The organism is Sphingomonas sp. Tas61C01 (assembly GCF_052567495.1).
The window spans coordinates 2,925,259-2,948,227 of the sequence record NZ_CP199583.1; the positions used below are offsets into that span (position 1 = coordinate 2,925,259).

The window sequence follows — 22,969 nt, forward strand, 5'->3', positions numbered from 1 at the left end:
GCGAGCGATGCGGCGCTCAGCTCTTCGCCATCGCCTCGAGCTTGGCGAGGTCGATCGCGTCGATCGCGTTCTTGAACTGTGCCGGGTCTCGCGCGCTGCCCTCCGCGTTGACGGTGAAGCGGCTGCCGACCACCGCGGAATAGCTGCCCTGGTGATCGTTCGAATCCCAGCGTTCGCTGACGATCCGGTTGTCGACGGTCGCGGTGCGTTCGTATCCGGTGGCGGTCTGCTTGTTCGACTGGACGTTGAACGCGGATCCCAGCGCGGCGATCGCACCCATCGCGCCGATGTCGCTGATCGACACGGTGATGCGGTCCTCGCCCATTGTATAGGTGCCCGACGCGTTGCTGCCGCCGATCCCGCTGGCGCCGCCGCTGGTGCTTTCCACCTCGGTGCGCGACCAGCCACCGATCGAGGCGGGGAGCATCGCCTGCAACGTGGCGGGCGGGGTCGCAGGCTTGGGATGGTCGGTCTGGTCCTGCACCTGCGCCGCGGCGGCGTTCATCTGCTTGGTCGCAGCGTCGAGCTTGGCCATGTCGACCGATCCGCCGCCGGGAATGTTGACGGTCCCGCTGGTGGTGCCGACCAGTGCCGGGGTCATCATCCGCGCGCCGATAGCGCCGGTGATCGCGCCGATCACGACGAAGACGATGATTGCGGCGACGATGGTCGCGACGATGTAGCCGACCGCCTTTTCGGCCGGTGCCTTCATCAGTAGCGGCAGGCCGGTGTAGAGCAGGTAGAGGCTGTAGAGCCCGAGGATGGACAGGAAGGCGAGCGTCGGGACGATCCCGAAGATGCCCGAAAGCCATCCCGCGGTGGCCGAGAACGCCGCGACCTTCATCGCCGACACGGGGTTCTTGGTGCCGCCGAAGGTGGGCGCGAGCGCGTCGATGATCAGCGCCAGCACATAGGTGCCGATCAGCGCCATCGCGTAGGAAACCACCGCGGTGGTGAGCGCGCCGCCGACGGAAGGACGATAAACGATCCCGAACGCGCCATAGCCGAACACCAGCCCCCCGATCAGGCTGGCGACCGGGCCGATCGCGGCGAGCGGCATCACCCAGCCGGTGAAGATCTGGCGTACCGTCATCGGCTCGGCATCGATCACCGGCCATTCGGCCTTGGGCGTGACGATCAGCCGCTTGGCGCGATCGAGCATCCCGCTGCTGCGCGGCGCCAGGTCCGGGCGCGGCGGCGGCGTCGGGTCGTGCGGAAATTGGCTCGCCATCGTCATTGTCTCCCCATTGATGTCGTCGTCGTGGGAAAGGTTGCCTGCTTTCGATCCGCTAGGCCAGCCACACCGGATAAGTGTCGGCAGCGGCGTAAAATCCTGCCGCCTGGTGGTCGATGCCCGGTCTCGACATCGTGCGTCAGCGCACCCTAGTGTCGGGCAGTCATCCCGATCCACGGGAGGATGGGAGAGGGTTTATGGCAAAGATCGGGTCAGTGCTGGCGGTGGTGATGGTAGCGCTATCGATTGGTGCGGCCGCACCCGCCAAGGATCGGCCGGCGTTGCCCGGATCGAACCCGATCATCCGCGACAAGTTCACCGCAGACCCGGCGCCGCTGGTGATCGGCGATCGGCTGTACCTCTATGTCGGGCACGATGAAGCGCAGCGCGACGAGATGTTCAACATGCGCGAATGGCTGGTCTATTCGACCACTGACATGAAGCATTGGACCGATCACGGCCCGATCATGAAGGTCACCGACTTCAAATGGGCCAAGCAGGACGCCTGGGCGTCGCAGGCGATCCGCAAGAACGGGCGTTATTGGTTCTACGCCGCGGTCGAGCATGACAGCACCCATCCGGGCAAGGCGATCGCGGTCGCGGTCGCGGACAGCCCGACCGGCCCGTTCGTCGACGCCAAGGGATCGGCGCTGATCACCAACGAGATGACGCCCAAGGGGACGCACAGCTGGGAGGATATCGATCCGACGGTGTTCACCGACGGCGACGGCACCACCTGGATCGCGTGGGGCAACCGGCAATGCTACATCGCGCGTCTGAAGCCCAACATGATCGAGATCGACGGGCCGATCACCGAGATCACGCCGCCGCACTTCGAAGAGGGGCCGTGGCTGCACAAGCGCGGCGCGCTCTACTATCTGACCTATGCGTCGCTCGACCGCGCCAAGCACCGCAACGAGCGGGTGTCCTATTCAACCGCACCGTCGATCAAGGGGCCGTGGACCTATCGCGGCGAACTGACCGGGTCGGGAAAGTACAGCTTCACGATCCACCCCGGCATCGTCGAGTACAAGAAGAACTGGTATCTGTTCCTCCACAACGCGACGCTGACGATCGGCGACCTCAACGGATCGATCGGACGGCGGGCGGTGACGGTAGAGCGGCTGCGCTACAATGCGGACGGCACGATGCGGCCGGTGATCCAGACCGACGCGGGCGTGACCGCGCCCTGAGGCACCGACGCAATCGGCGTTTCGGGTCCGCGCGACAACGCGCTATACGCAAGCGAACGGCTCACGCGACGCGTCGCGGCGAGGCCGTCGCGCGCATCGGCAACCAAGGGGATCGCATGTCACTCGTCATCAATGGCACGGCGGTGGCACCGCCTGCGGACCCCCGCGTCTCGCTGCTCGATTACCTGCGCGAGGAACTGGCGCTGCCGGGCACCAAGAAGGGCTGCAACCAAGGCGCGTGCGGGGCATGCACCGTGCTGGCCGATGGCGAGCGAATCCTCTCCTGCCTGGCGTTGGCGGTGCAGTATGACGGCCGCGCGATCACCACGATCGAGGGGATCGGCGGCGAGGACGGGTTGCACCCGCTACAGGCCGCCTTCATCGAACATGACGGGTTCCAGTGCGGCTATTGCACGCCCGGCCAGATCTGTTCCGCGATCGGGATGGCCAGCGAGGCGCGGCGCGGGGTGCCGAGCAACGTCACCGCTGACCTGACCGCCGACGCGACCATGACGCGCGAGGAACTGCAGGAGCGGATGAGCGGCAATCTCTGTCGCTGCGGGGCGCATAACGGCATCATCGACGCGATCCGCGACGGCCTCGGCCAAGAGCTCGCGGCATGAATCCCTTCACCTACGCACGCGCGGCCGACACCGCGGAGGCGCTGCGGCTCGGCGCCGGCAGCGCGGCGGCCTATCTCGGCGGCGGCACCAACCTGGTCGACCTGATGCGCGAGACGGTCGCCAATCCCGACACGCTGGTCGACGTGACCGGGCTGTCCGACGGGATCGAGGAGACCGACGGCGGCGGGCTGCTGATCGGAGCTGCGGTGCGCAACACCGCGCTGGCCGAGCACCGCGCGGTGCGCACGCGCTACCCGATGCTGTCGCGCGCGATCGTCGCCGGCGCATCGGCGCAGATCCGCAACATGGCGACGGTGGGCGGCAACCTGCTCCAGCGCACGCGATGCACCTATTTCTACGACACCGAAGGATCGCGCTGCAACAAGCGTACGCCGGGCACGGGGTGCGATGCGATCGACGGGGTGAACCGCATCCACGCGATCCTCGGCGCGTCGCCGGCGTGCGTCGCGACGCATCCGTCGGACATGTGCGTGGCGCTCGCCGCGCTCGATGCGACGGTGCATGTCGAGGGTGGCAACGGCAAGCGGGCGGTGGCGTTCGGCGATTTCCACCGGCTCCCCGGCGATCATCCCGAGATCGACACCGTGCTGGCGCCCGGCGAGCTGATCACCGCGATCGAGCTGCCGCCGCTGCCGTTCGCAGCGACGTCGACCTATCGCAAGGTCCGCGACCGGGCGAGCTACGCGTTCGCGCTGATCTCGGTCGCAGCGGCGTTGGAGGTCGAGGGCGGCGTCGTGACCGACGTGCGGCTCGCGATCGGCGGAGTCGCGCACAAGCCGTGGCGCGCCGCCCGCGCCGAAGCCGCGTTGCGCGGCGGCCCCGCGACCGAGGCGGCGTTCCGCAGCGCCGCGGCGGCCGAGTTCGCCGACGCCAGACCCCTTCGCGACAATGCGTTCAAGGCGGAACTCGCGACCCGCACCCTCGTCGCCGTGCTCGGCGACCTCGCCGGAGTTGCCGCATGAGCATCGTCGATACCGCCAAGGAAGCTGCGCAGGGACTGGTCCAGGGCGCGATGAGCAAGCTGGTGCCGCTGGCCCCCGACCGCTGGATCCCGGGCGGCGTTCCCGACCCGCTGATCGCGCGCAAGCATGGCACGATCGGCTCCCCGGTCTCGCGGCTCGACGGCGCGCTGAAGGTGAAGGGTGCTGCGCGGTTCGCGGCCGAGGTGCGGATGGCGGACATGGCCTATGCCGCGCTCCGCTACGCGACGATCGCGCGCGGGCGGATCGCCAGCATCGACACCGCCGCGGCGGAGGCGGCGCCGGGCGTGGCGCTGGTCATGACGCACCTGAACGCACCGCGGATGAACCCGCCCGCGCCGTTCGGCACGTCGCCGACCGCGGTCGGGCAGAACGACCTGCCGATCCTGCAGGACGATCGGATCCACTGGAACGGCCAGCCGATCGCGCTGGTGCTGGCGGAGACCCAGGAGCAGGCGGATCATGCCGCGTCGCTGATCGACATCGGCTACGACGTCGAGCCGTCGACCACCTCGCTGGCGAAGGCGGTCGCGGCGGGAACGCAGCCCGGCGTGTTCATGGGGCAGCCGCTGCTCAACGAGGTCGGCGACGCCGAGGCCGAGCTGGCGGCGGCGGCGCACCGGGTCGACCAGCGTTACCGCACGCCCCGGCACAACCACAATCCGATCGAGCCGCACGGCGCGACGCTCGCCTGGGTCGATGGCGATCTGGTGATCCACGACATGAGCCAGATGGTCACCGCGACCGCGGCGACGATCGCGGGGGTGTTCGACCTAAAGCCGGAGCAGGTGCGGATCACCTCGCCCTATGTCGGCGGCGGTTTCGGCTGCAAGGGACTGTGGGACCACCAGATCATCGCCGCGGCCGGCGCGCGGATGATCGACCGTCCGGTCCGCATCAACCTGTCGCGCGAGGGCGTCTACCGAATCGTCGGCGGGCGCACGCTGACCGAACAGCGCGTCGCGATCGGCGCCGAGTCCGACGGGCGGTTCACCGCGATCCTGCATACCGGCATTGCGGCGATGACCCCGCACAACAACATGCCCGAGCCGTTCATCCTGGGCACCCGCGCGGGGTATGCGGCGGACAGCTTCAAGCTGTCGGTCGAGACCGTGACGATGAACATGCTCGCCAACACCTTCATGCGCGCGCCGGGTGAGGCGGTGGGCACGTTCGGGCTCGAATCCGCGATCGACGAACTCGCGGTCGAGATGGGCATCGACCCGGTCGAACTGCGAATGCGCAACGAGCCCGAGCAGGACCCGCTGTCGGGCCTGCCCTTCTCGTCGCGACACATCGGCGAGGCGTATCGCGCCGGCGCGGAGGCGTTCGGATGGAGCGAGCGGGCGGCGACCCCCGGCACCCGGCGCGAAGGCGAGTGGCTGGTCGGGATGGGCTGCGCGACCGGCACCTATCCCTATTACCGGATGCCGGGCGCGGCGGCGCGGATCACGCTGACCCGCGCCGGCACCGCGATCGTCGAGGTCGCCGCGCACGAGATGGGGATGGGCACGTCGACCACCACGGCGATGGTCGCGGCGGAGCGGCTCGGGCTGCCGATGGACAAGGTCGAGGTCCGCTACGGCGATTCGATCATCCCCGGTGCGATCATGGCGGGCGGATCGCAGCAGACCGCGGCGATCGGCGCGGCGGTGATCGCGGCGCACAATGCGCTGGTCGGCGAGCTGCTGAAGCTCGCGGGCAACGATTCACCGCTCGCGGGGCTGTCCGCCGACGAGGTCGGCAGCGAGGACGGCGCGCTGGTGAAGCTCGCCGATCCCGCCGCACGCGAGAGCTTCGTGTCGATCCTCTCCCGCGCGCAGCGCGACGAGATCATCGCCGCAGAGGAAGCGTCGCCGCCGCTCGAGCTGATGCACTGGTCGATGCATTCGCACAGCGCAATCTTCTGCGAGGTTCGCGTCAATGCGGTGACCGGGGAGACGCGGGTCAGCCGCATCCTCGGGTCGTTCGACTGCGGGCGCATCCTCAACCCTAAGACCGCGCGCAGCCAGTTCCGTGGCGGCATCATCATGGGGCTGGGCATGGCGTTGATGGAGGAGACCCAGGTCGACGATCGCAACGGCCGGATCATGAACCCGAGCCTAGCCGAGTATCACCTGCCGGTGCACCTCGACGTACCCGAGATCGACGTGATCTGGACCGACATCGCCGATCCGCACACGCCGATGGGCGCACACGGGATCGGCGAAATCGGCATCACCGGGGTCGCGGCGGCGGTTGCCAATGCGATCTACAACGCCACCGGCAAGCGCGTGCGCGACCTTCCGATCACGCTCGACAAGCTGCTGTGACCGGCGGCGCGCCGGGGCGTCAGCTCGGGTGCGCCTCGCTCTCGGCGACGTCCTGCGCGGTGGTCGGCTGGAGCGCCGGATCGACGGCATCCTCGGCGAGCTTCATCTGCTCATAGGCGATCTCGAGATCGGCGACGCCGGAGCCGGTCGGCTGAATCGGCAGGTCGGTGAGGCTGTCGATCGGGGTCTCGGGGGCGGTCGGATCGGTCATGGTCATTCCCTTCGCCGTCGACAACGCGCGGGTGCGTCGTCGGTCGCATCGGCGCTGGTGACAAGCGGGCGGCGAAGGCGGATAGTGCGGGCGTGAACCAAGGGGATCGATGCCGATGACCGGAGAGATTGCCGTGCTGGCGACCGCCGCGAGCTTCGTCGGATCGCACTTCCTGCTGTCGCATCCGCTGCGGCGTCCGCTGGTCGGCGCGGTGGGGGAGAAGGGTTTTCTCGGTCTATATTCGCTGGTCGCATTCGCCACGCTGGGCGCGACGGTGTGGGCCTATCGCGCCGCGTCGATCACCGAACCCTTATGGACGGTCGGCGACGGGATCTGGGCGGTGGCGACGCTGCTGATGCTGATCGCGTCGGTGCTGCTGCTGGGATCGCTGGTGCGCAATCCGGCGCTCGCGGGGGCGCCGACCAGCGCCGCGACCGCGGAGGCGCGCGGCGTGTTCGCGGTGACCCGGCACCCGATGATGTGGGCCTTCGCGATCTGGGGCGCGGCGCACATCCTGGTCTATCCGATCGGCAAGAACATCATCCTGGCGGCCGCGATCATCGTGCTCGCGCTCGTCGGCGCGGCGTTGCAGGACCGCAAGAAGGCGGCACTCGACCCCGCAGGATGGCCGTCGTGGCAGGCGCGGACCAGCTATATGCCGTTCGCCGCGATCCTGGCGGGCAAGGCGCGCGTCGGCGGCTTCGGCATGCACGCGATCGCGGGCGGGCTGGTGGTGTGGCTGGCGGCGACCTGGGCACACATCCCGCTCGCCGGATGGCCGGCCGGGATCTGGCGCTGGATCGGCTGACCGTCAGTGCACCGCGATCTCGAAGGTGCCGACCGGTAGCTTCGCGTCGTCGGTAAGGTTGATCGCGGGCGCGTCGGCCCAGGCGTAGCGGACGCGGGTCGCAGGCTTGCCGTCGCCGGCGATCGTAATGCGCGTGCCGTCGACCCGGCCGGCGGCGTAGCGGCAGGTGCCCGCGCCGACGCCGCAGAGCTCGAACCCGATCGCCTGCGCCGCACCGCGCGCATGCAGCGCGCCGACGACCCCGGTGAACGCCAGCGTCACGCCACCGTCGGCACTCCGCTGTGCCGAAGCGATGGCCGGGCCGGCGGGGGCGACCGGCTTTGCATACACCGCCGCGCGCATCGCCAGTGCAAGCCGTTCGCCGACGGCGTGTTTCTCGCCCGGGTGGATGTCGAGCGCATCGCCGATGTCGAGCGTCACCGCGAGCCCCGCATGCGGATCTGCCGCGGTCACCCGGCGCTGCGCGTCACGGACGTCGGCCCAACCGCTCTCGGTGGGCGCGGCGCGAGGCTCGCCATAGCCGGCGAGCTGGACCACCCCGAACCCCGCCTGCGGGCTGCCGAGCCGCTGGCGCCAGTCGGCGGCGAGCGCGGCGAGGCGTTTGTCATAGCCGGGGATGCCGGTGTCGGATTCACCCTGATACCAGGCGATGCCGGCGACATGGGTGCGGCCGAGCGGCGCGATCATCGCATTGTAGAGCGTGCCGGCGCCGTTGATGTCGTCCCACGGCACCCGCGGGGCGGAGCCGGGCAGCCTCGCGGCGACCGCATAGCGCCAGTCGGTGCCAAGCGGCAGGCTGGTGCCGTCGGCAAAGGTGATGCGCATCGCTTCGGCCGGCCCGGTCATCCCGCCGAACGCGTAGACGTCGTCGACGTTGACGGTGACGACGTTGCGGCCCGGTTTGAGCAGCCCCTCCGGCAAGGCATAGACGCGGGGTTGCGAGGCAAGGCTGCTGCCACCGACACCCTGGCCGTTCACCCAGGTGCGATCGGCATCGTCGACCGCGCCTAGCGCGATCGTAGCGGCGCCGCGGGCCTGGGCGGGTGTCACCTCGATCTCGCGGCGATACCAGATCATGCCGTTATAGTCGGCGAGCGCGGGGATGCCCCAGGTCTCGAAATTCGTCATCGCGGGCACCGGCTGCCAATCGAGCGCAGCGGCGGGCTGCCACGGCTCGCGGCCGGCGGCGTCGCCCGATCCGGCGCGCCACCACCCCTCCCAGATCGTCATCGCCCGGCGCGTCGCGGCGGCGGGATCGCGGGCATAGAGCGCGAGCAGGTCCGCCTCCGCGCCCATATCCGCGCGGTGCAGCGCCGCGTCGCTCAGCCAGGCGCTGATCCGTGAGCCGCCCCAGCTGGAGTGGATCGCGCCGACCGGCACCTTTTCGGTGCGGCGCAGCGATTGCACCATGTAGAAGCACGCTGCCGAGAAGCCGGGCACAGTCGCCGGGCTCGACGCGGCCCAGCGCGGCTGCGTCGCGAACTGCACGAGCGGCGCGGCGGCGGATTGCTTCGTGACGGTGAGCAAGCGGAGCTGGTCGTCCGCCGGCGGATGAGCGTCGGGGATGAGATCCTGCGCGTCGGAGACGACCAGTTCCATGTTGCTCTGCCCCGAGCAGAGATAGACGTCGCCGATCAGGACATCGCGCACCACCGCGCCGCCCGACGGCGCCGCGACCGTGAGGTCGTACGGGCCGCCCGCGGGCAGCGCCGGAAGCTGCGCCGCGAACCGCCCGTTGCGGTCGGCCCTGGTGGTGACCGCCGCGCCCGCCAGCGTGATCATCACCGTCTCTCCAGCCGCGGCGTCGCCGGCCAGCTCGATCGGCTGGCCGCGCTGGATCACCGCATGATCCGAGACCACGCCGTCGAGGCGCGGCGCCGCCCAGGCGGTGGAGGCGCTGCCGATCATTAGCACGGCGAGCAGTGGATTGATGCGCATGACGGACAGGTCCCTTATTGTGCCGGCTTGATCAGGCCGTGCATCGTCATCCAACGCGCGAACTCGTCGAACCATCCGGTGCTCGTCGTCGGCTTCTGGTACATGCCGAACCCGTGGCCGCCCTGTTCGAACAGGTGGAACTCGACCGGGCGCTTGGCCGCGCGCCAGCTGTCGATCAGGCCGAAGCCGTCGTTGCCGAAGAACGGATCGTCGGCGGCGAGCGCCACGAACATCGGCGGCGCGTCGGCCGGCACGGTCATCGTCGCGAGCGGGCCGTAGATGTTGCCGATGAAGGCGGGCTTGGCGTCCTGCCCCGCGATTGCAGTCGCCAGCGTCAGCATGGCACCCGCCGAGAAGCCGACCATGCCGACCCGTGCCGGATCGACATGCCATTCGGCAGCGCGCTTGCGGACCAGCGCGAAGGCGGCGCGGGCATCGGTGATCTGCGGCTGCAGGCCCGCCATCATCGCCTCCGGCTTGGGGCGCGGGGGCCGTGCGCCGGGACCGAACATCTGCGCCATCGACGCTTCGAAGCCCGGCATATCGGCGGGCGTCGGGTTGAGCCGATATTTCAGGACGAACGCGGCGACGCCGCGTGCAGCGAGCGCGCGCGCCACGTCCCAGCCCTCGTTTTCCATCGACAGCGTGCGGAAGCCGCCGCCGGGCGCGACGATCACCGCGGTGCCGTTCGCCTTCGCCGGATCGGGGAGGAAGGGTGTGAGCGTGGCGACGGTAACGTTGCGGGTGAAGGTGCTGTTGTACTGACGATGCCACGCCTCCGGCGCAGTCGCACCAGGCAGCTTGCCGGTGCCGAGGTCGATCGCACCGGGTTGGGCGGGGGTGGCGATCGGAGTCATCTTGTCGTCCTGCGCGTGTGCCGGCGTGGCGATAACGGCGACGGCGGCCAGCGCGACGGTCAGGCAGGCGCGCGGCCATGAACCCAGGCGGGGGGTGTTCTTCATGCCTTGAAGCTCCTCTCGTTCTTTATCGTTGGAGTGCACGTTAGAGGTAGCGCTACCACCGCACAATCGGGATAACGAAGTCGGCCAAGGGCGAGCAGAATGATGCGCGAGCGCAGCAAAACTTCGTCACGCGCGAGCTATACGGCTTTAGGATCGGCTCCCTAGATGCTTGCCGCCACCACAGCATGAAGGAGCTACCCGATGCCGACGACCGCGCAACCGACCCCCGACGAGGCCCTGCAGCGGTTGATCGACGGCAATGCGGCGTTCGTCGAGGATCGTCCGGTCAGCCCAGACATGTCGCGTGAGCGTCGACTGGAACTGGCGCACGGCCAGCAGCCGTTCGCGACGCTGGTCGGCTGTTCGGATTCGCGCGTCGGGCCCGAGCAGCTGTTCGGCGCCGGGCTGGGCGAGTTGTTCATCGTCCGCACCGCGGGCAACAACGTCGATACCGCGGGCATGGGATCGATCGAATACTCCGTCATGGCGCTGAAGGTGCCGCTGATCGTGGTGCTGGGCCACGAGAAATGCGGCGCGGTCGCCGCGGCGGTCGAGGTCGTGACCAACGACGTGCGTTTCCCGGGCAGCATCGGCCGCATGATCGAACCGATCATCCCCGCGGTGATCGCCGCCAATCGCGACCTCGGCGACGAGGACCTTGTCTCGCGCGCGGTAGAGGAAAACGTCCGCCGCATGGTCGAACGGCTACAGACCTATTCCGAACCGATGCTGCTGGAGCCGCAACAGGCGGGAACGCTGAAGGTGGTCGGCGCGGTGTACAAGCTCAGCACCGGGCGGGTGCACTGGCTGTAGTGTCGAGTGTCAGCCACGAGCATCCGGACTGTCCCATTTAAAGTCAATCAATCGTTTGCTGTCGATATTCATGCTCGATTCCTTTGATGAACAGCTCGTTCATCGATGCGATTAGGTGCTGTCCGCGAGTTCTCGCGGGCGCCAATTAGAATCGATCGGGTGGCTCCGCTTTGCGCGGAATATCACCCGGCAGGGAGAAGACCGTGAACATTTCCAAGTTGCTCGTACAGACTGCTTCGGCCGCCCTCGTCCTCGCGATCGCGCCTGCCGCGCAAGCCGCCACCAACCAGACCGTCACCAGCACATCCCAGTCGGTGAGCGTCGGCGGCGTCACCTTCACCGCCAACGGCGGCGGCAGCGAGAACACCGGCGGCGGTTCGACCGCAGTCACTGCCACGCGCCCATACCCGACCGCGGGCGATACCGGTTCGCTCGAGATTCACGGCGACCGCAGTCGCTACGTCATCGGGGCGCTGTTCGGTAACACCGGTTCCGCCGGCTTCAGCCTGAGTTCGCTCAGCTCGTTCACGTTCGACTGGAACAACGACCAGACCACGGGATCGCAGCTGCACGCTGCCCCGGTGGCGCGCGTCATCGTGGCCGACAAGGGTGGCGAGCGTGCAGAGCTGATCTGGGAGTACGTCTATAACGGTGGAGCCGCGGGCGTGCAGTCGCCGCTCGACACGTGGCTGAACGCCGGCGCGGATTCGGTCTGGTATGCCAACCTCCGCGCGCCGAACGGTTCCGTCCTGAGCACGTTCAAGGCCAACAGCCAGGCAAACACCGACAACTTCAACATCATCGACGCGAACGGCAACGGGGCTGGTGTGCTGGGCAACAGCGGCAACCAGATCAACCTGAAGCTGTCCGACTGGGCGCAGTATTTTTCCAGCGATGCGAAGGTCGTGGGGCTTAGCTTCGGGGCAGGCAGCGGCTTCGGCTCGGGTTTCACGGGCTTCGTCGACAACGCGAAGGTCACGACGCGGCTCGGCACCGATGCGATCAACTTCGAGACTGTCCAGAGCGCGGTGCCGGAGCCGTCGACCTGGGCGATGATGCTGCTCGGCATGGGCGCGGTCGGTGCGTCGATGCGTCGCCGCAAGGTGACGACGCGGGTGGCGTTCTCGGGCTGATCAGCTTGCGGGGAGGTGGTGCCCGACCTACGCGGGTTGGCGCTTACCTCCCCCTCCGTCAGCCCCCTGTCAGCAGTACGACGGGGATGCGCAGGACGGTGCGAAGGTCGGTGGCGTCTTCGGTCGCGCCGACCTCGACCGACCAGTTGAGGCTGGCGCGGTCGGTGACGCGGTAGGTGACGCCGAACAGGAACCGGCCGATCTGGAGATCGCGCGAGACCGTCTCGCGCATGCCCGGCCAGTCGCTGGTGGGCATCGGCAGCATCGTCCGGGTCTTGGTGCCGAACGCCCAGCTGTGCGCGTAGCCGAGGTTGATCGTGGTGCGATCGTTGAACGAGATGCCGACGCCGGCGCTGGCCGAGATCGCGTCGCCCGGATCGACATAGTTGATGATCACCGAGGGGAAGCGGGTGTCGACCGACTTGCCGAGGTTGAAGGTGTAGCCGAGCGTACCGAACAGGACGACGGGGTCGGTCGGCAAGATCGCGGTGAAGCTGGGCGAGATGCCCCAGAAGCCGGCACCGGTCGCAGCCCGGGTGAGGCTGCCGAGATCGTTGCGCGGGATCGAGAAGGGATCGGAGCCGGTGGGGATCACGCCCTGGAGGTTGGCGATCACGAAGGGCGAGCCGTTGCCGCCGTCGACCAGCTGGTAGCGCGCGGTGAGCTCGATATCGCCGATGCCAGTGCCCTTCACCGACGAATCGATCGTCGCTGCGGCGTCGTTGTTGGTGCTCCCGGCGATCGGCGCGACGATCGACGAATCGGAGCGGTGCACGAACGGCACCCGCACGCCGAGCTCCAGGCGGCGGGTGGCGCCGTAGCGCAGCGCCGCGGAGGTGGTGATCACGTCCTGGCGGCTCTCGTTGATGTCGAAAACGCCGACCAGGACCGCCTCGACCAGCTCGATCCCGCGGAACACCGCGCGGCTGCGATCGGCGCGGGCATAGTCGGCCTGGAACTCGGCGGTGAGCGCGCCCTTGCGGGTGACGACGCTGGCCTGGTTCTCGAGCACCGCGAGCTGGATCGGACGATCCTCGCTCTCGGGCGCCGCGCCGACGCGTTCGAGCGGCTGGGTGGCGGGTGAGGCGGCGGTCTGCACCGGCGGCTGGAGGACCGCGCCCGGATCGCCGTTGCCCGGCGCCGCGCCCTGCGCCGCGGCAATCGCGGGGCGTGGCGGCGTGCCCTGCGGCGCGATCACGGGCAACGGGCCGCTGGCGGCGGCCTCGTTGGCGTCGAGCCGCTTGCGGAGCGCCTCGATCTCAACGGCCTGGGCATCGAGCCGCTGCTGCTGCGCCTCGATCAGGGTCATCGCGCGGTCGAGCTGGCCTTGCAGGGCCGGTCGGCGGGTGCGTTGCGCATCGGCGGGGGTCACCGCGAGCACGGTGACCATCGCGGTTCCGGCAACCAACCAACGCTTCATCCCCGTACCCTTCATTGCGCGCGAAGTGCCGCCGTGCCGATCGCTAGATCCTGGATCTTAAACATCGATGAGCCGAGCACGTCGGGGCCCGCATTGCGCAGGTCGATCGCCACCGACGTCTGCGTGTCGATCGCTCGATCGTTGCCGGTGTTGAGGATCGCGGCGCCGAATGCGGTGCCGGCAAGATGGGTGATCGTCAGGTCGGGGCCTTGCAGCGTGACGGTGCGCAGTCCGACGTCGCCCGCGGCCGACACCGTGCCGCTGTCGGTGACCGCGCCGGCGGCGACCGGCGTCAGGCCGTCGGCGGCGGCAAGCGACTGGTTGCTGCCGGTGGTCACCGCGATCTGGGGCGCGGCGATGCCGGGGGTCAGCTGGATGCCGTTGGCGCGATCATAGGTGACGGTCGGCATGCTCGACTGGCCGCCGGTCGCGGGCGCGGTGCTGCGGGTCGCAGCGACGGTCTGGCCCGGGGTCGGCGCCAAGATGGTCAGCGTCGGCGGTCCCTGATCGGCGCGGAACACGGTGCGCAGCACGATCGCGCCGTCGAGTACGGTCTGGGTCTGCACGGTGATCGCGACGTCGATGCCGCTCGGCAGGCGGAACCCGCCGCGCTGTTCGGACAGGACAGGGTCCGACACCGGCACGGCGCCGAGCGGCGTTGCCGCCTGCGGGCTCAGGGCCTGCGCGGCGAGCAGCAGCCAGATCGGGCTCATGAAATGTCTCCATAGGCTGGCGCGGTCAGCAGCAGCGCCTGCTGGCTGACGGGATCGGAGAAGCGCGCACCGACCGGGGCGCGCGAATAAGCGGACCATTGCCGCCCTTCGTTGAAGCGCGATTTCGCCAGCGTCTGATCGTCGCCGAGCACGAAATAGATGCCGTTCCACGCCGCCCGGAACTTTGCGATCGGCATCACCGTCACGCCGCTCGACGGATCGCCGAGCAGCACCTCGGTCCGGTTGATCCCCTTCACGACGACGAAATGCCGGTAGTTCTTGATCGCGATCAGCGCGATGCCGGGCACGCCGGTCTGCGCGATTCGATCGAGCGAAACCTTGTAACCGTTGGCGTCGATGCCGCGGCTGCCGAGCCAGCGCTTCATGTCGAGCAGCGAAAAGCCGAGCCGGCGGATCTGGTCGCGGTCGCCATGCGCCCACATGCCGCGAAACGCGGTGTCTTCGGCGACGTCGAAATCATAATGATAGCGCAGCAGCGTCGCCAGCGCGGCGGAGCCGCAGCTGAAATCGTACCGCTGGCGGATCACCCCGGTAAAACGGCGGTCGACGACGCTGCGGACCGAAAGCTCGTAGGCGCCGACCGGCCCGCCCCCCGCGACGAAGCGCGTCGGCCCCGCGGTCTGCGCGGCGCAGCCCGACAGGAGCAGCAGGACGGACAGCCGGGCGAGCTTCACTGGCCGGGTTGGATCGCGATGTTGACGTTCATCGTCGCGTTGATCGCGACGTTGTTGCCGGTGTTGACGTTGAGGATCGAGAGTCCCGACAGGTTCTGGAACGCGTTGTCGGAAATGCGGGCGTCGCCGGTGGTGACGTTGTCGCCGACGCTGGTCCGGGACACACCGGCGGTCGAATTGGCGAGCGAGATCTGGTTGATGTCCTCGCGACCGGCGATCGCGCCGAGCGCGCCGTCATCGATCGCTGCCGCGCCGAACGGCGGCGCCAGGGCGGGATCGGCGGCTGGAACGGGATCCGCTGCGGTAGCGGGAGCGGCGGCGATCGCGACCTGGGCCGCGGCGGCGGTCTGGGCGGTCGGCACCACGGGATAGAGTACCGCGATCATGCAGCATAGCAGCGCGACGAGGCGGGTTGTGTGACGGGCCATGAGACACCTTCGGGAAAAACGAGGATCGGCAGCGTGGGGGTGCCACGCTGCCGACCGTCCAGTGTTTTAGAAGGCGATGTCGCCGGTGTTCGCCGCGACACTGACGCTGGCGTTCTGCGACGCGCCGACGCCGGTGTTCTGGTTGAGCGCCTGCATGCCCGCGAAGTTCGCGAAGGCATTGCCGCTGTTCGACAGGCTGTTGTCGGTCGAGTTGTTGTTCCCGTCCGACCCGTGGAACGTCACGTTGACGCCGGTCACGTAGCTCGAGAGCGTCGAGCTGGCGACCACCGCATTGTCACCGAACACGCTGTTGGTGCGTGCGGTGCCGGTGCCGGTCGAATTGTCGACGACCGAGCGCTGCGAGTTGTCGTTGTAGCTGTCGGCAACCCGGACCGAATTATCGGTGTTGTTGCTGTTCTTCACCGAATTGTCGGTGTTGTTGCTGTTCCGGGTGTTGTTGCTGTCATTGGTCGACCGGTTCGAATTGTCCGCAACGTTGGACGACCGGTTGGAGCTGTCGTTGAAGCTGCCATTGGTCGAGCTGTTGCGGTTGTCCGATGCGGTGCCGCCGTTGTTGGCTGCGACCTGACCGCTCGATGCGCTGCTGCTGTCGTTGCCGCCGTTGCCGCTGTCCGCCACCGACAGGTTGGTGGTGTTCGTCGTGGTGTTGGCGGTGCTGTTGGTCGAGTTGTTGCTCGAATCGGTGACGTTGGCGCCGTTATTGGCCGCGACGCGACCGCCCTCGGTGGTGCTGACGACGTCGTGGCTGTCGGTGTTCGACGTGTTGGTGGTGTTCGTCGTCGACGTGTTGGTCGTGGTGTTCTGGCTATCGGCGAGCGAGGTGTTGCCGCTGCTCGACGTATCGGTGTTGCCGCTGTTCGAGCTGTCGGTGTTGCCGCTGTCGGCGATCGAGACGCTGATGTCGCCTACCGCGGTGCCGCCGTTGCTGGCGGCCGACTTGCCACCGGTCGACGACGTGTCGACCGAATTGTCGGTGTTGCCGCCATTCTGGCTGTCGGCATAGGACGTGTTGCCACCATTGTAGCTGTCGTTGGTCGACGCGTTGGTGTTGGTCGACGTGCTGGTATTCGTCGCCGTGTTCTGGCTGTCCGACGTGTTGCCGCCGTTATAGCTGTCGTTGGTCGACGCATTGGTGTTCGTCGTGGTGTTGGTGGCGGTGTTCTGGCTGTCGGCGGTGTTGCCGCCGTTGTTGCTGCCCGAGCTGTTGGTGTTGCCACCGTTCTGGCTGTCCGCATACGACGTGTTGCCACCGTTCATGCTGTCGTTGGTCGACTGATCGGTGTTGGTGGTCGTGTTGGTGTTGGTCGCGGTGTTGCCACCGTTCTGGCTGTCGGCGAGCGACGTATTGCCACCGTTCATGCTGTCGTTGGTCGACGCATCGGTGTTCGTCGTGTTGCTGGTGTTGGTGTTGGTCGCGGTGTTGCCGCCGTTCTGGCTGTCGGCGAGCGACGTGTTGCCACCGTTCAGGCTGTCGTTGGTCGACTGATCGGTGTTGGTTGTCGTGTTGGTGTTGGTCGCGGTGTTGCCGCCATTCTGGCTGTCTGCATACGACGTGTTGTCGCTGTACGAGCTGTCGGTCGCCGAGTTGTTGCTGTCGGCCGTGCTCTGGTTCGTCGTCGTGGTCGACGAGGCGTTGGCGCTGTCGGTCAGCGTGGCGTCGCCGCCGTTGTTGCTGCCGGGGCTGGTGGTGACCTGGGCGATCGCCGGGGCTGCTGCCAGCAAGGCAGCGACCGAGCAGGTTTGGAAGAAGTGCAGTTTCATCGCTCGTACATCCTCGTCTTATCTGTTTCTCGCACCGATCCTGACGGGCAGACCGTCTGGCCGGCGCGATGAACCGTGGCGGCGCCGGGATCAGCGCGATGTTGTTATTAACCTTCCGTTCAGGATCACCGCCCCTTGGATGCGGTCTTTCGCGCCCCCCAAATAGGGGGTGAGCGGTCAGACGAAGCTGGCGCGGCTCTGTGGTGCGGTGCGCACCGAGCTGGTGAGCATCAGTCGGACCAGTTCGGCCTGACGATTGGTCTCGGTCTTGATGAAGATCTGCTTGAGGTAGGAGCGCGCGGTCTGTTCTGTGACGTGCATCGCCTTGGCCGACTCGGCCAGGCTGCTGCCATTCGCCAGCATGCAGGCGAGCCGGGTCTCGACCGGCGACAGGCCGTAATATTTGCACGCGGGCTCGACGACGGGGCGCAGATCCTGATCAGGATCGACCACGTAGATCACCGCCGCACTCGATCCGGCAACGTCGGGCTGGCCGTCGGCCGCGACGATCGCGGCGAGCAGCGGCCGGCCTTGCGCACGGTGGAGCGGAACGACCGGCGCCACCGGCTTGCCGATCTGGCCGGGATGCGGCGAGATCGCATGTTCGAGCGCCGCCTGTAGCCTGAGCGTGTCCGCGAGCCGCGCGCCGTACAGCGCGTTGCCCTTACGGCGCAGGCCGTCGTCCTGCGCCAGCATCGATTGCGCGACGTTGTTGGCGAAGGTCAACTGGCCGTGCGAATCGACCAGCAGGATCCCGACATCGCTGTTGTCGAGCGCGGAGGTCAGCGCCTTCACCCGGCCGAGCGTGCGCAGCCGCAGCGACCACATCTTGAAGAAGGGCTGGACCAGCGGCAGCAGCCGCGCCGCGGTGTCGCTGGCGCGGACCCGTGCGGCCTGCCCGATCCGCTTGAACAGCGTCGTGATCGTGACGATGCCGCCTTCGGCGGGGATGCTGGTGGTGAGCAGCGCGCTTTCCGCCACTTCGCCGCGCAGCCGCCACTGCGATCGCGCGCTGCCCGATGGCTGGCGCGCGACCGCGAGCGACATCTCGGCCATGTCGCGCTCTTCGGCGGATTGCGGCGCACAATCGCCCTCGGCGAACAGCACCAGTGGATCGGTGGTGCCGTCGTACCAGGTAACGAGAAGGCCATCCCCCTGCAGCTCGCGATTCATCTCGCGCGCGAAATGGGCGAGCGGTTCGACGCTCTCGTCGTCAAGGTCATGTGACCTGATCAACGCCGGCCCCTGATCCTGCGGCATGAAGCCGCGCGGGGCGAGTGGATTGGCGCGTGACGCGATCGAGCGGAGTTGGGTCGCCATTTTCAACGTCGACCGCCGCTACTGCCCGGACCGCGATCGGTGCGCGGGCCCTGCAAGGCGGATCCGACGACCTCGTGGTCGGCGATCCTCGTCGCGCTGTGCGTGTGGTTCATCACCCTCTCCTGGCTCACAACTTCGAGCGCCGACGAAGTCGACGCAGTTTCAGACGCGGCCCTGGAGCATTCTACGAACTGGCGGGACGGTGTTTGCCACCTTGTGTCTCGCCGCCCGTTATTGGCCACCGCGCCGATCGACTCGACGTGGTAAGCAAGCGTTTCATAGCGCTCGTTCACTATGCTGCGCAATGGCTGCAATGCCGGCGCAGAAATTTCTCGTCATGACTATGGTTAGTTTTCGCCGCATCTGCCGCTGCGGACAGCCGAATTTCGCCAAGACACAAAATAGCAACAAACCTGCCCGATGCCATGCGGACTATATGTGTTTCTGCGGAATCACTCTCGAATTGATACGCAGCCCACGCCTAATCGCGTTGCCCTGACGACCACGCCATCGTGGCGCGGCCCACCTGCACATGGGGCATCAATGAAGCAAATTTTCGCGGCCATCGGCTTGGCCTTCTTCGCATTGCCCGCAGGCGCCCCCGCGCAAACGGCACCTGCATCGGCCCCGGCGATCACCGTCAGCGGCTCGGCGGGGCTCGTGTCGGACTATCGCTTCCGCGGTGTGTCGCAATCGGACCAGCAGATGGCAGTCCAAGGCGGGATCACGATCGCGCACGACAGCGGCTTCTACGTCGGCACCTGGGCATCGAACCTCGCAGGCTGGGGCACCTTCGGCGGCGCCAACCTGGAGCTCGACCTGATCGGCGGTTATAAGGCGAAGCTCGGCGCCAATTCGACGATCGATGCGGGGCTGACCTGGTACATGTACCCCGGCGGCGCCGACAAGACCGACATCGCCGAACCCTATGTGAAGCTGACCGGCACCGCCGGCCCGGCGACGCTGACCGCAGGCGCGGCGTATGCGCCGAAGCAGCAGGCGATCGGCAAATGGTATGCGACCGGCGCCGATGCCGCGGCGGGGGTCTACACCGATACGGGCGCGAAGGACGACAACCTCTACCTCTGGGGCGACGGCGCCTATGCAATTGCGGGCACGCCGATCACCGCCAAGGCACATGTCGGGCATAGCTTGGGACAGGATGGGCTCGGCCCCAACGCCACCGCGGTCGCGCCGACCGGCGCCTATTGGGATTGGTCGCTAGGCGCGGACGCGACGTGGCACAGCCTCACCTTCAACCTGTCCTACGTCGACACCGATATCTTCGACCGCGACTCGGCGTATCTCCGCCCGAGCTTCAGCAAGGGGCAGGACGGCAACGGCAACATCGCTGGCGGCACCATCGTCCTGGCGCTGACCGCGGCGTTCTGAGGCACGGGCAATGCGCGCAGCGTGGCTTCGATCGTGGCGGGCCGACGTCGCGCTGCGCGTGGTGGGGGTGGTACTGGGATGCGTCGCACACGCCGCGTTTGGGCGGCTACTGGCGCTTCCCGCCCCGGCGCGAGCAGTGGGGGCGGGGGCCTATGCGCTCGCCGCGCTCGGCTTCCTGAGTGCGAGCGCGGCGTGTGCGCTGGCGATCTTCGGCAAGCATCTGTTCGACCAGATCGAGGTCAGCGCACGCTGGCGCCCTCGCGGCGATTGACCCCGGCGCTGATCGGGCAGGCGTGCGCCGCCGCCGAGCGGGCCCGCGATCGTGGCGTCGGCCTCGGCTTCGCGATGACCGACATGGCCGCCGCACTCGACGCGGAGCGGGACCCTGCCGCCGGACATCGTCCTGTGGCACGGCACGAGCGCGGACAGCACCTGCCCGCCGGCGCTGGGCCGGCTCGCTGCGGCTGGCGCGCTGGTGATCGGCGAACCGTCGTGACGAGGCGCGATAATGGCTGGCGGGTAGCGGGGGCGCTGCTGTTCGCCGGCGCCTGCGTGGTGGCGTCGCTCGATCCCGCCGCGCCGGGCTGGGTGATCTTCCCGTTCGCCGCAGCGTTCGCTGGGCTGGTGCTGATGCTGCACGGGCGGCGCGTGGCGGTGATGCTTCGGGCGGAGCGGAGCGGGCATGCGGTACGCAGTCGATCGGGGCGGCGAAACGCCGACCTCGCTACGCCGCGGGGAGAGTGATCCGGAACGCAGCGCCGGTATCGGGCGCAGGATCGAGGTCGATCGTACCACGATGCGCGCGTAGCAGCGAGCGGGCGATCGGCAGGCCGAGCCCAGTGCCGCCGGTGATGCGCCGGCTGGTGAAGAACGGCTCGAAGATGCGCTCGCGGTCCCCGGGCGGGATGCCGGGGCCATCGTCGCGGAGCGTCAGCGCGATCGATCGATCGTGTTGGACGACCGCGATGTGGATCGTGGAGGCGCCGGCCTGGCGGCTATTGTCGACCAGACCCTCGATACACGCTTCGACGACGGTGGCGGGAATGCGCGCCGCGATCGGTGGCGCAGGCAAGTCGAGCAGGATCGCGAAATAGTCGCGGCGGTAGGCATCGGCGATGCGGTGCAGCGTGCTGCCGAGATCGCTGCCGGCGCCCTCCACGGGCTCCGCCATGTCGGCGCGCGCCAGATCGAGCAGCCGGCTGACCAGCAGGTTGAGCCGGGCGGTGTCGGCGGCGACGTTGGCGAGGAAGCGGTCGCGGTCCGACGGCGCCATGTCCGCGTGATCCTGGAGCAGCTCGACCGCGCCGCCAATACCCGCGAGCGGCGTCTTGAATTCGTGGCTTACCGCGTGCGCGAAGTCGCGCAGGTAGCGCGAGCGGCGGTCGATCGCCTCCGCCATCGTCGCGAAATCGCGGTAGAGCGCCTGGATCTCGACCGCGGCGGTCGGCGGCGGTGCGGGGATGGTGCCGCCGCCCGCGGCGACGGCGCGCGTCGCTTCGCCCAGTGCCTCGACCGGGCGGACGATGCCACGCGACAACAGCCCGCTCAGCACTACCAGCGTCGCGAAGATCAAGATTGCGCCGAGCGCGATCTTGCCGCGATCCGCGTAGATCCCGACGAACAGCGCCCGCGGCGATCGCGAGAGCAGCAGGACCCCAACGAGGCGTCCGCCGGCGACGATCGGGCGGGCGTGGTGGATGCGCAGGTTCGAGGCGCGGCTGAGCCATTCGAACGCATATTCGGGGCGGTACGCGTCGTTGCGCCGCAGCGTCGTCGCGGGGCGCCCGGCAAGGGCGGCGCGGAGTTCGGGCAGGCCGCGCTCGCTTCGGCCGACCCCATCGCCGACCAGGATCGTGCCGCGCGAATCGAGCAGGAGTATCGAGGCGAGTGTCGTTCGCGTGGTCGACCGCAGCACCGGGCGGAGCCTTTGGGCCCAGGCGGTGGCGGCCTTGTCGGGCAGGGTTGCGGCGGGCGACGGTGGCGGGCGATCGGGCAGGATGCGGGCCAGTCGCAGGTCGATCGTCGGCGGTTCCGGCGCATACTCGGTCGCGGCCGGTGCCGCCCTCGCGGCGGGCCATTCCGCAGCGGCGGCGGCGGCGAGGGCAGCGCCTTGGGCGATCAGCTCCGCCTCGGTCTGGCGGACCAGGGTGTTCTCATAGACCCGGAGGAACAGCGCGCCGACGCCCGGCAACGCGGCGACGAAGACGAAGGTCAGCAGCAGGATCGTGCGCAGCCGCAGGTCGGGCCAATGCCGCCGGACGACCCGCTTGAACGATTCGGTCATCCGCTGCCGCAGGCGCCGAGGCGGTAACCGATCCCCGCCCGCGTCTCGATGACGTCGCCGGCGCCGACCAGCGCGAACTTGCCGCGCAGATTGCGGACATGGCTGTCGACGGTGCGATCGGTGATTGCGAAGCCGGGGCCGTGGAGGCGATCGATAATTGCTTCGCGGCTGAACACCTTTGACGGCATCGTCGCGAGCGTGCGCATGATCCCGAACTCCGCCACCGTCAGCGCCACCGGCCGGCCGTCCCAGCTCGCCTGCCACCCATCGGGATCGAGCACCAGCCGGCCATGGCGCAGCGGTGCCGCCATCGCCGCGGCCGCAGGCGGGCGTCCGGCGGTGCGTCGCAGGATCGCCATGACGCGGGCGACCACCTCGCGCGGGGAGAAGGGCTTAGTGACATAGTCGTCGGCGCCGAGCTCGATCCCGAGCACGCGATCGAGTTCGTCGTCGCGGCTCGACAGGAACAGGATCGGCACGTCGCCGGTCCCGCGCAGCCGGCGGCACACCTCAATCCCGTCCATCCGCGGCATGTTGATGTCCAGGACGACGAGATCGGGCGAATGATCCGCCACCATCGCCACCGCCTGCTCCCCGTCCGCTGCCTCGATCGCGTCCAGCCCCGCCTTCGCCAGCGCGAACACTAGCAGCTGGCGGATATGCGGATCGTCGTCGGCTACCAGGATCGTGCGGGGCATGGGACAGGG

At 68.4% G+C, this 22,969-nt stretch carries 22 protein-coding genes; 10 read left to right on the forward strand and 12 right to left on the reverse strand.

Annotated features, from left to right (window positions below; translation table 11 throughout):
• Nucleotides 1–16 precede the first annotated feature (16 nt).
• Nucleotides 17–1,231, reverse strand: coding sequence for a Yip1 family protein (locus ACT009_RS13745; RefSeq protein WP_445191623.1), 1,215 nt, complete (start codon nucleotides 1,229–1,231; stop codon nucleotides 17–19).
• Nucleotides 1,232–1,431: 200 nt separating this feature from the next.
• Between ACT009_RS13745 and ACT009_RS13750 the strand changes: the two genes are divergently transcribed.
• The 4 genes from ACT009_RS13750 (at nucleotide 1,432) to ACT009_RS13765 (ending at nucleotide 6,363) form a co-directional block, all read left to right on the forward strand.
• Entirely contained in the window at nucleotides 1,432–2,427 is a 996-nt protein-coding gene (locus tag ACT009_RS13750) for a glycoside hydrolase family 43 protein (RefSeq protein WP_445191624.1), read from the forward strand.
• A 116-nt stretch (nucleotides 2,428–2,543) separates the two neighbouring features.
• Nucleotides 2,544–3,050, forward strand: a complete 507-nt coding sequence (locus ACT009_RS13755) for a 2Fe-2S iron-sulfur cluster-binding protein (RefSeq protein ID WP_445191625.1) — start codon at nucleotides 2,544–2,546, stop codon at nucleotides 3,048–3,050.
• Nucleotides 3,047–4,033, forward strand: a complete 987-nt coding sequence (locus ACT009_RS13760) for an FAD binding domain-containing protein (protein WP_445191626.1) — start codon at nucleotides 3,047–3,049, stop codon at nucleotides 4,031–4,033. Before ACT009_RS13755 ends, ACT009_RS13760 begins: the two co-directional genes overlap by 4 nt.
• Nucleotides 4,030–6,363: a xanthine dehydrogenase family protein molybdopterin-binding subunit gene (locus ACT009_RS13765; RefSeq protein WP_445191627.1), complete on the forward strand. Its 2,334-nt coding sequence runs from the start codon at nucleotides 4,030–4,032 to the stop codon at nucleotides 6,361–6,363. Before ACT009_RS13760 ends, ACT009_RS13765 begins: the two co-directional genes overlap by 4 nt.
• A 19-nt stretch (nucleotides 6,364–6,382) precedes the next feature.
• Here ACT009_RS13765 and ACT009_RS13770 read toward each other — a convergent pair whose 3' ends face one another.
• Entirely contained in the window at nucleotides 6,383–6,574 is a 192-nt protein-coding gene (locus ACT009_RS13770) for a hypothetical protein (RefSeq protein WP_445191628.1), read from the reverse strand.
• Between the two features lie 115 nt (nucleotides 6,575–6,689).
• On the opposite strand from ACT009_RS13770, the gene ACT009_RS13775 reads away from it, so the two are divergent.
• On the forward strand, nucleotides 6,690–7,382 hold the full coding sequence (locus tag ACT009_RS13775) for an NnrU family protein (protein ID WP_445191629.1): 693 nt from the start codon (nucleotides 6,690–6,692) through the stop codon (nucleotides 7,380–7,382).
• A 3-nt stretch (nucleotides 7,383–7,385) separates the two neighbouring features.
• Here ACT009_RS13775 and ACT009_RS13780 read toward each other — a convergent pair whose 3' ends face one another.
• Nucleotides 7,386–9,320, reverse strand: coding sequence for a sialate O-acetylesterase (locus ACT009_RS13780; RefSeq protein ID WP_445191630.1), 1,935 nt, complete (start codon nucleotides 9,318–9,320; stop codon nucleotides 7,386–7,388).
• Between the two features lie 14 nt (nucleotides 9,321–9,334).
• A complete protein-coding gene (locus tag ACT009_RS13785) occupies nucleotides 9,335–10,282 on the reverse strand; it encodes an alpha/beta hydrolase (protein WP_445191631.1) in 948 nt (315 codons plus the stop codon).
• Between the two features lie 201 nt (nucleotides 10,283–10,483).
• Between ACT009_RS13785 and ACT009_RS13790 the strand changes: the two genes are divergently transcribed.
• Nucleotides 10,484–11,095: a carbonic anhydrase gene (locus tag ACT009_RS13790; protein ID WP_445191632.1), complete on the forward strand. Its 612-nt coding sequence runs from the start codon at nucleotides 10,484–10,486 to the stop codon at nucleotides 11,093–11,095.
• Between the two features lie 203 nt (nucleotides 11,096–11,298).
• Complete coding sequence (locus tag ACT009_RS13795) at nucleotides 11,299–12,228, forward strand: PEPxxWA-CTERM sorting domain-containing protein (RefSeq protein ID WP_445191633.1); 930 nt, start codon at nucleotides 11,299–11,301, stop codon at nucleotides 12,226–12,228.
• A 58-nt stretch (nucleotides 12,229–12,286) separates the two neighbouring features.
• On the opposite strand, the gene ACT009_RS13800 is transcribed toward ACT009_RS13795, so the two are convergent.
• The 6 genes from ACT009_RS13800 to ACT009_RS13825 all read right to left on the reverse strand — a co-directional run bounded on the left by ACT009_RS13800 (nucleotide 12,287) and on the right by ACT009_RS13825 (nucleotide 18,586).
• Nucleotides 12,287–13,648 carry a transporter gene (locus ACT009_RS13800; RefSeq protein ID WP_445191634.1) on the reverse strand — a complete coding sequence of 454 codons (1,362 nt, stop codon included), beginning with the start codon at nucleotides 13,646–13,648 and terminating at the stop codon, nucleotides 12,287–12,289.
• An 11-nt stretch (nucleotides 13,649–13,659) separates the two neighbouring features.
• Nucleotides 13,660–14,361 (reverse strand): hypothetical protein, encoded by a 702-nt coding sequence (locus ACT009_RS13805; RefSeq protein ID WP_445191635.1) that lies wholly within the window; start codon nucleotides 14,359–14,361, stop codon nucleotides 13,660–13,662.
• Nucleotides 14,358–15,056 (reverse strand): C39 family peptidase, encoded by a 699-nt coding sequence (locus ACT009_RS13810; protein WP_445191636.1) that lies wholly within the window; start codon nucleotides 15,054–15,056, stop codon nucleotides 14,358–14,360. The genes ACT009_RS13805 and ACT009_RS13810 overlap by 4 nt, the downstream gene beginning before the upstream one ends.
• Entirely contained in the window at nucleotides 15,053–15,484 is a 432-nt protein-coding gene (locus tag ACT009_RS13815; protein WP_445191637.1) for a hypothetical protein, read from the reverse strand. The genes ACT009_RS13810 and ACT009_RS13815 overlap by 4 nt, the downstream gene beginning before the upstream one ends.
• A gap of 66 nt (nucleotides 15,485–15,550) precedes the next feature.
• Nucleotides 15,551–17,266: a beta strand repeat-containing protein gene (locus tag ACT009_RS13820; RefSeq protein WP_445191638.1), complete on the reverse strand. Its 1,716-nt coding sequence runs from the start codon at nucleotides 17,264–17,266 to the stop codon at nucleotides 15,551–15,553.
• 177 nt (nucleotides 17,267–17,443) lie between these two features.
• A complete protein-coding gene (locus ACT009_RS13825) occupies nucleotides 17,444–18,586 on the reverse strand; it encodes a helix-turn-helix transcriptional regulator (protein ID WP_445191639.1) in 1,143 nt (380 codons plus the stop codon).
• 543 nt (nucleotides 18,587–19,129) lie between these two features.
• Here ACT009_RS13825 and ACT009_RS13830 point away from each other — a divergent pair.
• The 3 genes from ACT009_RS13830 to ACT009_RS13840 are packed head-to-tail and all read left to right on the forward strand — an operon-like array spanning nucleotide 19,130 to nucleotide 20,722.
• Nucleotides 19,130–19,978 (forward strand): TorF family putative porin, encoded by an 849-nt coding sequence (locus tag ACT009_RS13830; RefSeq protein WP_445191640.1) that lies wholly within the window; start codon nucleotides 19,130–19,132, stop codon nucleotides 19,976–19,978.
• Nucleotides 19,979–19,988: 10 nt separating this feature from the next.
• A complete protein-coding gene (locus ACT009_RS13835) occupies nucleotides 19,989–20,249 on the forward strand; it encodes a hypothetical protein (RefSeq protein WP_445191641.1) in 261 nt (86 codons plus the stop codon).
• On the forward strand, nucleotides 20,246–20,722 hold the full coding sequence (locus ACT009_RS13840) for a hypothetical protein (RefSeq protein WP_445191642.1): 477 nt from the start codon (nucleotides 20,246–20,248) through the stop codon (nucleotides 20,720–20,722). Before ACT009_RS13835 ends, ACT009_RS13840 begins: the two co-directional genes overlap by 4 nt.
• On the opposite strand, the gene ACT009_RS13845 is transcribed toward ACT009_RS13840, so the two are convergent.
• Together ACT009_RS13845 and ACT009_RS13850 are read right to left on the reverse strand one after the other, a co-directional pair.
• Entirely contained in the window at nucleotides 20,703–22,262 is a 1,560-nt protein-coding gene (locus ACT009_RS13845; RefSeq protein WP_445191643.1) for an ATP-binding protein, read from the reverse strand. The two genes, ACT009_RS13840 and ACT009_RS13845, sit on opposite strands and share 20 nt — an antisense overlap.
• Nucleotides 22,259–22,960, reverse strand: a complete 702-nt coding sequence (locus ACT009_RS13850; protein ID WP_445191644.1) for a response regulator transcription factor — start codon at nucleotides 22,958–22,960, stop codon at nucleotides 22,259–22,261. Before ACT009_RS13850 ends, ACT009_RS13845 begins: the two co-directional genes overlap by 4 nt.
• Nucleotides 22,961–22,969 lie beyond the last annotated feature (9 nt).

Coding starts and splice junctions, on each gene's coding strand:
- ACT009_RS13745 (WP_445191623.1), bottom strand. CDS start 1,231: ATGGCGAGCCAATTTCCGCACGACCCGACGCCGCCGCCGCGCCCGGAC.
- ACT009_RS13750 (WP_445191624.1), top strand. CDS start 1,432: ATGGCAAAGATCGGGTCAGTGCTGGCGGTGGTGATGGTAGCGCTATCG.
- ACT009_RS13755 (WP_445191625.1), top strand. CDS start 2,544: ATGTCACTCGTCATCAATGGCACGGCGGTGGCACCGCCTGCGGACCCC.
- ACT009_RS13760 (WP_445191626.1), top strand. CDS start 3,047: ATGAATCCCTTCACCTACGCACGCGCGGCCGACACCGCGGAGGCGCTG.
- ACT009_RS13765 (WP_445191627.1), top strand. CDS start 4,030: ATGAGCATCGTCGATACCGCCAAGGAAGCTGCGCAGGGACTGGTCCAG.
- ACT009_RS13770 (WP_445191628.1), bottom strand. CDS start 6,574: ATGACCGATCCGACCGCCCCCGAGACCCCGATCGACAGCCTCACCGAC.
- ACT009_RS13775 (WP_445191629.1), top strand. CDS start 6,690: ATGACCGGAGAGATTGCCGTGCTGGCGACCGCCGCGAGCTTCGTCGGA.
- ACT009_RS13780 (WP_445191630.1), bottom strand. CDS start 9,320: ATGCGCATCAATCCACTGCTCGCCGTGCTAATGATCGGCAGCGCCTCC.
- ACT009_RS13785 (WP_445191631.1), bottom strand. CDS start 10,282: ATGAAGAACACCCCCCGCCTGGGTTCATGGCCGCGCGCCTGCCTGACC.
- ACT009_RS13790 (WP_445191632.1), top strand. CDS start 10,484: ATGCCGACGACCGCGCAACCGACCCCCGACGAGGCCCTGCAGCGGTTG.
- ACT009_RS13800 (WP_445191634.1), bottom strand. CDS start 13,648: ATGAAGCGTTGGTTGGTTGCCGGAACCGCGATGGTCACCGTGCTCGCG.
- ACT009_RS13805 (WP_445191635.1), bottom strand. CDS start 14,361: ATGAGCCCGATCTGGCTGCTGCTCGCCGCGCAGGCCCTGAGCCCGCAG.
- ACT009_RS13815 (WP_445191637.1), bottom strand. CDS start 15,484: ATGGCCCGTCACACAACCCGCCTCGTCGCGCTGCTATGCTGCATGATC.
- ACT009_RS13820 (WP_445191638.1), bottom strand. CDS start 17,266: ATGAAACTGCACTTCTTCCAAACCTGCTCGGTCGCTGCCTTGCTGGCA.
- ACT009_RS13825 (WP_445191639.1), bottom strand. CDS start 18,586: ATGGCGACCCAACTCCGCTCGATCGCGTCACGCGCCAATCCACTCGCC.
- ACT009_RS13830 (WP_445191640.1), top strand. CDS start 19,130: ATGAAGCAAATTTTCGCGGCCATCGGCTTGGCCTTCTTCGCATTGCCC.
- ACT009_RS13835 (WP_445191641.1), top strand. CDS start 19,989: ATGCGCGCAGCGTGGCTTCGATCGTGGCGGGCCGACGTCGCGCTGCGC.
- ACT009_RS13845 (WP_445191643.1), bottom strand. CDS start 22,262: ATGACCGAATCGTTCAAGCGGGTCGTCCGGCGGCATTGGCCCGACCTG.
- ACT009_RS13850 (WP_445191644.1), bottom strand. CDS start 22,960: ATGCCCCGCACGATCCTGGTAGCCGACGACGATCCGCATATCCGCCAG.